General features: G+C 39.2%; 9 protein-coding genes. 1 reads left to right on the top strand and 8 read right to left on the bottom strand.

Translation table 11 applies throughout. The annotated features are described in order from the left end of the window. Position 1: 1 nt before the first annotated feature. Together relA and rlmD are read right to left on the bottom strand one after the other, a co-directional pair. Positions 2–2158: a GTP diphosphokinase gene (gene relA, locus H5160_RS11010; RefSeq protein WP_182732735.1), complete on the bottom strand. Its 2157-nt coding sequence runs from the start codon at positions 2156–2158 to the stop codon at positions 2–4. An 8-nt stretch (positions 2159–2166) separates the two neighbouring features. Next, positions 2167–3492: a 23S rRNA (uracil(1939)-C(5))-methyltransferase RlmD gene (rlmD, locus tag H5160_RS11005; protein WP_182711524.1), complete on the bottom strand. Its 1326-nt coding sequence runs from the start codon at positions 3490–3492 to the stop codon at positions 2167–2169. Between the two features lie 109 nt (positions 3493–3601). Between rlmD and barA the strand changes: the two genes are divergently transcribed. Next, complete coding sequence (barA, locus tag H5160_RS11000) at positions 3602–6376, top strand: two-component sensor histidine kinase BarA (protein WP_182720286.1); 2775 nt, start codon at positions 3602–3604, stop codon at positions 6374–6376. A gap of 80 nt (positions 6377–6456) precedes the next feature. Here the strand turns inward: barA and pdxJ are convergent, their stop codons facing one another. Genes pdxJ through lepA form a run of 6 tightly spaced genes read right to left on the bottom strand, consistent with a single transcriptional unit; the run spans position 6457 to position 12265 of the window. Further along, positions 6457–7188, bottom strand: a complete 732-nt coding sequence (pdxJ, locus tag H5160_RS10995) for a pyridoxine 5'-phosphate synthase (RefSeq protein WP_002958712.1) — start codon at positions 7186–7188, stop codon at positions 6457–6459. Positions 7189–7210: 22 nt separating this feature from the next. Next, the gene (gene recO / locus H5160_RS10990; RefSeq protein WP_002958713.1) at positions 7211–7903 is read right to left on the bottom strand and encodes a DNA repair protein RecO; all 693 of its coding nucleotides are present in this window, start codon (positions 7901–7903) and stop codon (positions 7211–7213) included. Positions 7904–7923: 20 nt separating this feature from the next. Then, on the bottom strand, positions 7924–8856 hold the full coding sequence (era, locus tag H5160_RS10985) for a GTPase Era (RefSeq protein WP_182696102.1): 933 nt from the start codon (positions 8854–8856) through the stop codon (positions 7924–7926). After that, entirely contained in the window at positions 8846–9523 is a 678-nt protein-coding gene (gene rnc / locus H5160_RS10980) for a ribonuclease III (RefSeq protein ID WP_002958715.1), read from the bottom strand. Before rnc ends, era begins: the two co-directional genes overlap by 11 nt. 2 nt (positions 9524–9525) lie before the next feature. After that, the gene (gene lepB / locus H5160_RS10975; RefSeq protein ID WP_002958716.1) at positions 9526–10461 is read right to left on the bottom strand and encodes a signal peptidase I; all 936 of its coding nucleotides are present in this window, start codon (positions 10459–10461) and stop codon (positions 9526–9528) included. Between the two features lie 16 nt (positions 10462–10477). After that, on the bottom strand, positions 10478–12265 hold the full coding sequence (gene lepA / locus H5160_RS10970) for a translation elongation factor 4 (RefSeq protein ID WP_002958717.1): 1788 nt from the start codon (positions 12263–12265) through the stop codon (positions 10478–10480). Positions 12266–12335: the final 70 nt, after the last annotated feature.

Here is a 12335-nt window from a genome sequence, read left to right as displayed (position 1 = left end):
ATTAATGACCACGCTTGGCATCATGTACACCTTCAATTTGGTGTAATTTAGAAAGAACACGGTTAGTACCCGATAAGTCATGTACTTCTATTTGCATTGTAAATATAGCTAACTGATTATCTTCAACCGTATTTACGTTCATGTTTAAAACATTTACTTTTTCGTTAGCAAGTACTGAGCTTATATCGCGTATCAACCCTGAACGATCGGTGGCTTCTATTTTAATACTTAGTGCGTACGAGCCGTTAATATCATCTGACCAACTTACCGAAATAACACGCTCAGGATGCTGGTTTTTTAAGTTATTAAACGAATCACAGTCTTCCTTATGAACACCTATTCCTCGACCTTGGGTTATATAACCTATTATTTCATCGCCAGGTACTGGGCGACAGCACTTGGCTACATGGCTCATTAAGCTGCCAACACCATCAACCACAATGCCGTTTTTATCACCAGTTACTTTACTTGGTGCTTTAATGCGAATAACCGGCTCATCTTCTGTCCGATCACTTACAAAGTTAAGCATTTGATTGAGGCGAACATCGCCCGCACCAATCGCAACCATTAAGTCATCCAGCTCTTTAAAGTTAAAACGCTTAATGGCTGGCTCTAAATCTTTATATGTTAAATTGAGCTTTTGTAGTTCGCTGTCGAGAATTTCTTTCCCCGCACTTAAGTTTTTGTCGCGGTCGAGCTGTTTAAACCAGTGGTGGATTTTAGCTCTAGCACGGGATGACTTAATGTATCCTAATGACGGGTTTAACCAATCACGACTTGGATTTGGTTGTTTTTGGGTGAGTATTTCTACCTGATCCCCTGTTGTAAGTTGATGCGTAAACGGCACTATTTTGCCGAATATTTTTGCACCAATACAACGATGCCCCACATTTGAGTGGATGTAGTAAGCAAAATCAAGCGGTGTAGCGCCAAGTGGTAAATCAATAATATCGCCGCTTGGGGTAAATATATATACGCGGTCTTCTACTACTTGGTTTTTAAGCTCTTCTGCTAAATCGCCACCATCAACCACTTCTTCTTGCCATTGGAGTAGTTTACGCAACCAGCTAATTTTTTGCTCATAACCCGAGCCGCGCCCTGGTAATGCACCTTCTTTGTACATCCAGTGTGCAGCCACCCCTAACTCAGCATCTTGATGCATGTCGCTGGTACGAATTTGTATCTCTACCGTTTTACCTTCAGGTCCAAATACCACGGTATGAATTGACTGATAGCCGTTTTGTTTTGGGGTTGCTACATAGTCGTCAAACTCTTTATTAAGATGACGCCAATTGGTGTGCACAATGCCCAGCGCACCGTAGCAGTCTTGCAATCGTTCAACGACGATACGCATTGCCCGAATATCAAAAAGCTGATCAAACTCGTAGTTTTTTTGCTGCATTTTTTTATAAATGCTGTAAATGTGCTTAGGACGGCCATAAACCTGGGCCTCTATGCCCGCTTCACTTAAACGATTTTTTACTTGCTCAACCATATCTTCCATGTAGGCTTCGCGTGCAAGACGTTTGTCGTCAAGTTGTTTGGCTATGCTTTTATAGGTGCCTGGGTGCAAATATCTAAACGATAAATCTTCCAGTTCCCATTTTAATTGCCCTATTCCTAATCTGTTTGCCAATGGTGCAAAAATATCAGCCGTTTCTTTAGCGGCAATGACGCGGTCTTCTTCATCCGCATTTTTTACATTGCGTAAATGACATACCTGCTCGGCAAGCTTAATGACCACGGCGCGCACATCTTCAACCATGGTTAATAACATTTTTCGAATATTATCAACTTGCATAGTGCCTTTACCTTGATGCGATAAAGTACTAATAGTGGCCATTTGTGCAACCCCAGTTAGCAGCATGGCAATGTTATTCCCAAGCTGCTCTTCGATGGTTTCAAGCGATATTAAGTCGTTTAAAAAATACGGGGTTAAATACGCAGTAGCTAACGATTCGGGGTCGAGATTTAGCTCAGCTAAAATTTCAACCATTTCGATTGCAGTAGTTTGCCTGCTTTCACTATCACATTTTACGCAGAGCGCTTGGGCTTTAGTAAGTAGCTCTGTTTTTTCTTCAGACAAGGCAAGAAATGAAAGCCGAGTGCTAAAATCTGTTGTCTCATCTTGTTGATGTGATTGTCGTGTAGCTACCATAATGCGTTCTACCTCCGTTGAAATAACGCCATAGTTTCAATATGCCCTGTATGAGGAAACATATTCATTAGCCCAATTTTATTAAGATCAAAGCCAGCTTGTGAAATAATTGCGCTGTCACGGGCTAAAGTAACAGGGTCACAAGAGACATATAAAATAGTTTTAAACTGCTTTAAAGGTAATTCCTCTAATACAGCCATAGCACCAGTCCTCGAAGGATCGAGTACAAGCACATCTAAGTTTTTGCTAAACCATGGGGCGCTCTGTATGCTTTGGGTTAAATCAAAGCAATGAAACTGCGCATTGGTAATAGAGTTAGTTTGCGCATTTTGAGCAGCCATTGCAACCGCTGAAGTCACACCTTCTACACCAATTACAGATTTTGCTTGTTTTGCTAACACTAATGAGAAATTACCAATCCCACAAAATAAATCCAATAAATTTTCATCACCTTTTAAATCAAGCCAATTTGCAGCTTGCTTTAACATAGCTTCGTTAACTTGCGCATTTACCTGAATAAAATTACCTAAACCAAATTCAAATTTTAGATCAAATTCTTTAAGATAATAAAATGGCATGGCTAAGTGTGAATGTTCTATTGCATCGCTCTCGCTTTGCCATACAATTTTAAACTGCTGGCTTTTTGTTATGTGCTCAACCAAAGCCTTTGTATCATCATTAATTGCTTTAGTGTGACGAATAACAACAAAGTTTTGTTTATCACTTTGGCATAACTGTAAATGGCTTATACTGTGCAGTGCTTTGTGTTGATTAATTAAATCATCAAAAAGTGTGAAAACATCTGTAAATACTTCATCAAGTACTGCACATTTATTAATACTCACAATATTTTTTGAGCCACTTGCTCTGTAACCCACGCGCATTTTTTTAGCTGCTTTATCAAACATAACAGCTATACGAGCGCTGCGTCTGTAATGCACAGGTTTACTTAATAATGGGGTTTGCCAGTTTAAGCTGTTTAATTTAGCAAACTTACTAAATAACTGAGTAACTGCAGTTTGTTTTTCTACAACTTGTTGGCTTACTTCTAAATGCTGTAATTGGCAACCACCACACTGATTATAGTGCTCACAAAAAGCATCTACTCTTGATTCACTCGCTTGAATAACTTTAGTTACTTTTGCACTACTGTATTTAGCTTTATCTTCGACGAGTGTTGCTTTGACTGTTTCGTTTGGTAATGCACCGCTTACAAAACATACTTTATTGTTATGTTTAGCAATGCCACGCCCTTGATGATCCATTCCCGTTATAGTCAATTCTAGTGTTTGTTGCTTTAACGGTTTTTTTTTCGCTTTAAAAATTTGCGCCATTAGGCATTACCTTAACTTTATTTATGAAGCACCTATATTTAGATGCTTTAGAATGCGTGTTGAACCGTATATACTCAAGTCATACTAATAACGATAAAACGCTCTCATTATGACCAAATTAGGCTTACGCGATTCTGTTTTAACACTGACCCTGATCCCAACGGTGATCATAGGATTACTACTTGGTGGCTATTTTACAATAAATCGTTACATTGAGCTTGATGAAATTTTATATCAGCAAGGCACTACTATTTCTGAGCCCCTTGCTATTGCGCTTGAGCAACCCATGCTCGAAAAAAACAAACAGCTATTGAATCGCCTTATAAGCTACACACATAACAAGCACTCTCCTACAATTAAGTCGATTGCAATTTTTGATAAAAATAATGCGCTATTAATGACCAGTAATTATCACCGCTCATTTGAAAAGTTAATTAATCAAAAAACGCTCATAAATTTAAAAACCACCCATGTGCAAAAGTCAGATGAGCTTGTTACATTTTTCACCCCCATTATTAACCATACAAGTCACGATTCTAAATGGGACCCGTCGGCTTTTCAGTCATCTCTGGGCACCGTTATTATACAGCTAAACAAAGACCAAGCTGTTATAGGGCAACAACGAGCTTTATTAATTAGCGGTATTGTGATTATTTTATCATTGGTGTTTGCAGCTATTTTAGCTTTAAGGTTAAGCCGCATGTTTATGACGCCGCTTAATAAGTTAGTACTTGCAACCGACAAGTTGGTTGAAGGTAAAAGAAGTACTGGCCTTAACGACAACATGATTGGTGAGTTTGAGTTACTTCGCGAAGGCTTAAACACCATTGCTCACACTATGGTGATGCAAAAAGATGAAATGCAAAAAAATATTGATCAAGCAACAAGCGACTACCGCGAAACACTAGAGCAATACGAAACGTCAAATATAGAGCTCTCGTTTGCAAAAAAAGAAGCGCAAGATGCTAACCGTGTAAAATCAGACTTTTTAGCTAAAATGAGTCACGAGCTTCGTACTCCGTTAAACGGTGTTATTGGATTTACACGCCAGCTTTATAAAACACCGCTGAATAAACATCAAAAAGATTACCTCGACACTATTATGCTCTCAGCAAATAGTTTAATGACTATTATTAGCGACATTTTAGACTTCTCCAAACTAGAAGCGGGGGCAATGGAGCTTGAGTCGATTCAGTTTCAACTTCGTGATGCTGTAAATGAAGTAATGACACTACTCGCTCCTAGCGCACACGATAAGCAATTAGAGCTATCCATTTACATTAACCAACAAGTACCGGATGACTTAACAGGCGATCCCACTCGCTTTAAACAAGTCTTAATAAACCTGTTAAGTAATGCGATTAAATTTACCGAAAAAGGCTCTATTAAGGTCGACATAAGCCATCGGTTACTCGACGACGAACGCACTTCTTTACTTGTGTCAGTAACAGATACTGGCGTGGGTATACCTATGGATAAGCAAGACTCTTTATTCACTCCATTTGGGCAAGCAGACTCAAGCATTACACGTAAGTTTGGTGGTACAGGCCTTGGTCTTATTATTACCAAGCATATTGTTGAAGCAATGAGTGGTCGTATAACGTTAAATTCTGCGCCTGGTAACGGTACCTGCTTTACATTCAATAGTGTGTTTAGTTTGCCAAATCACGTATTTACAAATGACTTACCGACTAAATCGCTCATTGGTAAGCGTATCTTATATTTAGAGCCACATGAGCATACGCACCATGCCGTACTTTCGTTATTAACCCAGTGGGAATCAAACGTTACGGCATGCTTTAACGAAACTAGCTTTTTAGACGCTATAAAAAATACTGAACATAAATATGACGTTTGCTTAATTGGCCATATGGCATCAGTTGATGATATGCAGCAACTAAAAAGCTATGTAAAAGCCGTGCGTGAATCTACTGATTACTTATATTTAATGCTTAATACTGTATCGCACAATATGCGAGAAGCCTTTATAGGCAGCGGAGCTGATGCATGTTTAAGTAAGCCACTTAATCACCGTAAGTTATGTGAAGTACTTGCAGCACCTTACAGACTTGACCACCCGACTCATAATATTGAACAAAACGATCAAGCTCTACTGCCGTTAAAAGTATTGGTTGTTGATGATAACGATGCTAATTTAAAACTTCTCCATACTTTGTTAAGTGAACAGATTGAAGTAATAGAAACGGCTCATAATGGTTCACAGGCATACAGTTTAAGTAAAAGTCATAAATACGACATAATTTTTATGGATATACAAATGCCAATTATGGACGGTATAACCGCATGTAAGCTTATACAAGAATCATCACTTAATGAAGACACACCCATTATCGCTGTAACGGCACACGCCCTTCAAAGCGAAAAAGAGCAACTACTAAAAGATGGCTTTAAAGGCTATTTAACTAAGCCTATTGATGAAGATATGCTTAAACAAATTATTAGCGACCATAGTCCACAGACTCCTGTTAATCGTGACAAAGCTAAGACAGATACACCACAAAGTCCTGCACCATTTCAAAGTAGTAGAATTGATTGGGCACAAGCCCTGCAGCGTGCTGGCGGAAAGAGCGAGTTAGCGCTAGAGATGCTTAACATGCTACTTTTAAGTGTCCCTGAGACCCTTACATTACTTGCTAAAGCAATAGAGAGTAACGATTGCCAGCAAGTGTTAAGTATTGTCCATAAGTTTCATGGTGCATGTTGTTACACTGGTGTACCTAAACTTAAATCACTCGCAGAAACAATCGAAACATCGCTTAAAAATAAATGCTTGTTAGAGAATATTGAACCTGAATTATTTGAGTTACAAGATGAGCTTGAAAACCTACTTGCAGATGCAAGTGTGACCGAACTACAAAGATAAGCTTTGAATTTTAGATACAAAAAACGCGGTATTTACCGCGTTTTTTAATTAAGCTTTTTAAATGCTTATGTTTGCTTATCTTACATTCTTGCTTCAATCATTAATCGTTTCATGTCGCGTACGGCTTTATCAAGCCCATCTATCGCTGCACGAGCAATAATAGCGTGACCAATATTTAGCTCATAAATCTCAGGCATTGCAGCGATTGGTTTCACGTTATGATAATGAAGACCATGGCCAGCGTTAACAATCAAACCTAAGCTTGCTGCGTATTTGACACCTTCACGAATGTGCTCTAACTCTTTGTGTAAATCAGTATCATTTGTTGCATCGGCGTACGCGCCTGTGTGTATTTCTACATAAGGAGCACCACATTCTTTGGCTGCATCTAACTGTGCTTTATCTGCATCAATAAATAGCGATACTTTAATACCCGCTTCGGTAAGCGTTTTTGTTGCTGCTTTAATTTTATCTATATTACCGGCTACGTCTAAGCCACCTTCGGTTGTTAATTCTTCGCGCTTTTCAGGTACTAAGCACACGTACTCAGGTTTTACTTCAAGCGCTATTTTTATCATTTCATCGGTAACAGCGGTTTCAAGATTCATACGAGTTTGAATGGTTTTAGCCATTACATAAACGTCGCGATCTTGAATATGGCGTCTGTCTTCACGTAAGTGAATCGTAATACCGTCTGCGCCTGCATGCTCTGCTACACTGGCTGCATGAGCGGGATCTGGATAGCTTGTTCCACGCGCTTGGCGAAGTGTTGCAATATGATCTACGTTTACACCCAAAAGAATATCTTTCATTTTCTTACCTGTAAAATTACGTTTATTGAGAGGCCATAAATAGCTCGCGGCTTTTTAATGGTTTACTACCTAATAAGGGTTTTAATAAATAGCGACTTAATTGCTTTGCCATATATAGCACATCATTTTGGCTAAAGTCATGATTTGCTATGGCGTTGAGTTGTTTGCCACTAAATCCAGAACGTGTATCTTCTTGTACTAAAAAACCAAGTTCGGGGAAATAACTATACGTCTGCTTTTCATCTATTGGTTCACCACTGGCGTCAAAACTAAAATCCACGCCATAACCGAGTAATTCCAATAGTTGAAACTCGTATGAGCGAAGCACCTCTTGTAAATTAGCCCCGCTGTTTAGGTTTGATAGATGAGTTTTATATAGCTCAAATACTTGTTCAATTGGCTCGTTAACAGGAACGATACGATTTGTAAGCTCATTTAAATAAAAACCACAATAAAGCTCATCACCTTTTAAAAAGTGCGAGTTCCCATGCAGTTCAAACTTATTGATATATTTTAAATCGTACTTGCCACTGTAATTAACAAGCAGTGCCTGAAACGGCTGAAGTTGTGCTTTATGTTTAGTGGCCTGGCGACCACTAATTCGGGCCAGCATTCTTAACTGACCAACGCCTTCTACAAGCATATCTAACATTACTTGGGAGTCACTATAAGGACGCCGATGTAATAAATACGCGGTGTAGAAGTCGCTATCCATTCACTAAGCTACTGCTTGGTCTAGTCTTCACTGTAACCTAAGCTTCTTAGTGCACGTTCATCGTCAGCCCAACCCGACTTAACTTTAACCCAAAGCTCTAAGAATACTTTGTTATCCAGCATTTCTTCTATGTCTTTACGGGCTTCACGACCAATGGTTTTTAGCTTTTCGCCTTTATTACCAATAACCATGCGTTTTTGTGTTTCGCGCTCAACAAGAATCAACCCGTTGATATGCCAAATACCGTTGTCTTGCCATTTAAACTGCTCAATTTCAACAGTTACAGAATACGGCAATTCTTCGCCCATAAAACGCATTAGTTTTTCACGAATTACTTCAGCTGCCATAAAGCGCATTGAACGGTCAGTTACATAATCTTCCGGAAAGTAAAATTCGCAAGGAGGTAAGCGTTTAGTTACTTCTGCTTTGATTAAATCAACATTTTTACCTTGCGTTGCCGATACTGGCATAATTCCAACAAAATCAAACTTGTCACTTAACCACTTCATATGAGGCAACACAAGGTCACGGTCTTTAACTTGGTCTATTTTATTAATAACCAATAATACCGGCTTACCACTTTGCGATACTTTATTAAGTACCATGTCGTCATCGGCATTCCAATGAGTGCCCTCAACTACAAAAATAATAAGCTCAACATCGCCGATAGAACTAGACGCGGCACGGTTCATTAAACGGTTAATCGCACGTTTTTCTTCAACGTGTAGACCTGGTGTATCTATGTATACCGCTTGGTGTTTATCTTCGGTATGAATACCCATAATACGATGACGCGTGGTTTGTGGTTTACGTGAGGTAATACTCACTTTTTGCTCAATAATTTCATTAAGCAAAGTCGACTTACCTACGTTTGGGCGCCCTACAATAGCAACCATTCCACAAAACGTATCTACATCACCTTCATGAGGCTGTATTAGGGTATCAAGGTTCATTTTTAAGTATCTTCAATGCTTTTTCAGCAGCTTTTTGTTCGGCTTTACGGCGCGAGCTACCTACAGAAATTATGCTATCCATTCCATCAACAATACATTCGACCGTGAATGTTTGATTGTGTGCTTGGCCTTTGGTATCAACCACAGTGTAACCCGGTAAAGATAATTTACGGGCTTGTAAATACTCTTGCAGCAGGGTCTTCGGATCTTTTTGGTTAAGCCCTGGTGAAATAGCATCTAATCGTGATTCGTACCATGACAATATAAGATCGCCACAGCTATCAATACCTGAATCTAAAAATGCAGCGCCAATAATAGCTTCTACTGCATCAGCAAGCGTTGACTCGCGACGGAATCCGCCACTTTTAAGCTCGCCCGGCCCTAAGCGTAAATAATCGCCTAGGCCAAATTCAAGACCAAACTCGGCAAGTGTTTGACCACGCACAAGCGTTGAGCGCATGCGGCTTAAATCGCCTTCACGCGCTTTAGGAAATTTGGCATAAAGTGCATTGGCAATCACAAAGCTTAAAATAGAGTCGCCTAAAAATTCTAGTCGCTCATTATGCTGGCCTTTGTGGCTGCGGTGCGTCATTGCTTGCTCAAGTAGACCTTGATCGGCAAATTCATAGCCAATTTTTTTATATAATTCTGTTACATTTTTTTTCATCGTTACTGAATATTACCTAGGCGCTCAAAGCGAACACCAGTTGGAACCCATCCTGGTAAAATATCATCAGGGCCATTCTCAAATTCAAAACTCATCCATATAAAGACAGCTTTACCCACCAAGTTTTCTTTTGGTACAAAGCCCCAAAAGCGACCATCTTGGCTGTTGTCGCGGTTATCACCCATCATAAAATAATGATCAGCAGGAACAGTCCATTCATCAGAAGGCGTGCCCGGTTGCTGGTAGTAACGCCCTTTTCTCTCAGGCGCTTGTGGGTTGATTAATATATCATGCGTAACTGTTGTTAAATTTTCATTTACACGAGCTAGAGGCATTGGGCCTTGTTTAAATTCGTTATCATTAATTAGTTTAAAATCAATTTTATTGAATTCATTACATAAAAGCTCACCCTGCTGGGTTTCGCCTTCTTTACAATTTGGCTGAATATATAAACGTTTATCGCGATAAACAATTTTATCGCCAGGTAAACCAATTGTACGTTTAATATAGTCAACATTTTCATCTAAAGGGTATTTAAAAACAACAATATCACCACGCTCAGGCTGCCCAATATCAACTAATTGAGTACGCCAAACAGGGTCTTTTATTCCATATGAATACTTTTGTACTAAAATAAAATCACCTACTAATAATGTAGGCATCATTGAACCGGATGGAATTTGAAACGGTTCAAAGATAAATGATCTAAAAATAGTAATTGCTGCAATCATCGGGAAAATCGACTTTGCTGTTTCTGTTAGTACTGGTTCTGGTGCAATTAATGCCGCCGTTTCTTCATCTAACGGAGCTCCAGCAGACGTTTGCGCTATCGCTAAGCGCTCCTGTCTTTTAGGTGCATACATTAAGTGATCTATTAACCATATTAAGCCTGAGCCTAAAGTTAATAACACCAATAAAACTGAAAAATAACCAGCCATTTATAATCCTTTGTTTTTATTTGCCAACTTTTAAAATAGCTAAAAACGCTTCTTGAGGCACTTCAACATTACCTACTTGCTTCATACGTTTTTTACCATCTTTTTGCTTTTTAAGTAGCTTTTTCTTACGGCTCACATCACCACCGTAACACTTAGCAATTACGTTTTTACGTAATTGTTTTACCGTGGTACGGGCAATAACATGTTGTCCGATAGCAGCTTGAATCGCTATATCAAACATTTGACGTGGGATAAGCTCTTTTAACGCATCAGCTAACTGGCGACCACGAGACTGTGCACCATCTCTGTGAACAATTATCGCAAGTGCGTCAACGCGCTCACCATTGATTAAAATATCAACACGCACCATATCTGATGTTTGAAAGTGTTTAAAGTTATAATCAAGCGACGCAAAACCACGGCTAGTTGATTTTAATTTATCAAAGAAATCCATCACCACTTCAGCCATAGGTAGCTCGTACGTTACAGCTACTTGCTTTCCGTGATAAGTCATTTTTGTTTGGCTACCACGTTTTTCAATACACAAAGTAATAACGTTACCTAGGTATTCTTGTGGTACCAAAATATTAGCTTCAACAATCGGCTCACGAATCTCTACAATATCGTTTACTGCAGGCAAATCAGATGGATTATCAATCTGAAATGTACCTTCTTTAGTAACTATCTCATAGATTACCGTAGGTGCTGTTGTAATTAAATCAATATCGTATTCACGCTCTAAACGCTCTTGAATGATTTCCATGTGTAGCATACCTAAAAAGCCACAGCGGAAACCAAAGCCTAGTGCAGTTGAATTCTCTGGTTCAAAGAATAACGACGCATCGTTTAAGCTTAATTTATTAAGTGCATCACGGAACGATTCATACTCATCTGATGCAATTGGGAACATACCCGCATAAACCTGAGGCTTAATTTTTTGAAAGCCAGGTAAGCGAAGTGGAGCTGCATTTTTTTGATGAGTAATAGTGTCACCTACTGGCGCACCATGTATCTCTTTAATACCAGCAATAACAAACCCTACTTCACCTGTTCTTAAAATACCGGTGTTGGTTTGCTTAGGAGTGAACACACCTACTTGGTCGGCAGTATGTATATGCTCGTTCGACATTATTTTTATTTTGTCGCCAGTGCGTAATTCACCGTGCTTAATACGCACTAGTGATACAACGCCTTGGTATGGGTCAAACCAAGAATCGATAATAAGTGCTTGTAAAGGTGCATCTTTGTCGCCTACTGGCGGCGGTACATCTTTAACAATCATTTCAAGAACTTCGGCAATACCTACACCTGTTTTAGCGCTACACTGCACTGCATCAAGGGCATCAATACCAATAATCTCTTCAATTTCTTCTGCAACACGTAAAGGATCCGCTTGCGGTAAATCGATTTTATTAAGTACTGGAATTACTTCTAATTCCATTTCAATAGCGGTGTAACAGTTAGCTAGTGTTTGTGCTTCAACGCCTTGGCCTGCATCAACAACAAGCAACGCGCCTTCACAAGCAGCTAAAGATCGTGAAACTTCATACGTAAAATCAACGTGTCCTGGAGTATCAATGAAATTAAGTTGGTAGGTTTCGCCGTCGTTCGCTTTGTAATTCAACGTTACACTTTGCGCTTTAATGGTAATACCACGTTCGCGCTCAATATCCATTGAATCCAAAACTTGTTTTTGCATTTCACGGTCGGTTAAACCGCCACAAACTTGGATCAAACGATCTGAAAGGGTCGATTTACCATGGTCAATATGGGCGATGATCGAAAAATTACGGATATGCTTCATAAACTGGATTCTATACTTCTATTTTAATGGACTAAATATGAATACCTAAGTGACTTGAAAATACTTGCTT

The organism is Pseudoalteromonas sp. SG43-4, from assembly GCF_014164325.1.
GTDB classification, from domain to species: domain Bacteria; phylum Pseudomonadota; class Gammaproteobacteria; order Enterobacterales; family Alteromonadaceae; genus Pseudoalteromonas; species Pseudoalteromonas distincta.
This window is presented reverse-complemented; position numbering and strand designations above follow the sequence as displayed.

What these genes read in the sequence shown, in the direction of transcription:
- relA (WP_182732735.1), bottom strand. Translation starts at nt 2,158, where the DNA reads ATGGTAGCTACACGACAATCACATCAACAAGATGAGACAACAGATTTT.
- rlmD (WP_182711524.1), bottom strand. Translation starts at nt 3,492, where the DNA reads ATGGCGCAAATTTTTAAAGCGAAAAAAAAACCGTTAAAGCAACAAACA.
- barA (WP_182720286.1), top strand. Translation starts at nt 3,602, where the DNA reads ATGACCAAATTAGGCTTACGCGATTCTGTTTTAACACTGACCCTGATC.
- pdxJ (WP_002958712.1), bottom strand. Translation starts at nt 7,188, where the DNA reads ATGAAAGATATTCTTTTGGGTGTAAACGTAGATCATATTGCAACACTT.
- recO (WP_002958713.1), bottom strand. Translation starts at nt 7,903, where the DNA reads ATGGATAGCGACTTCTACACCGCGTATTTATTACATCGGCGTCCTTAT.
- era (WP_182696102.1), bottom strand. Translation starts at nt 8,856, where the DNA reads ATGAACCTTGATACCCTAATACAGCCTCATGAAGGTGATGTAGATACG.
- rnc (WP_002958715.1), bottom strand. Translation starts at nt 9,523, where the DNA reads ATGAAAAAAAATGTAACAGAATTATATAAAAAAATTGGCTATGAATTT.
- lepB (WP_002958716.1), bottom strand. Translation starts at nt 10,461, where the DNA reads ATGGCTGGTTATTTTTCAGTTTTATTGGTGTTATTAACTTTAGGCTCA.
- lepA (WP_002958717.1), bottom strand. Translation starts at nt 12,265, where the DNA reads ATGAAGCATATCCGTAATTTTTCGATCATCGCCCATATTGACCATGGT.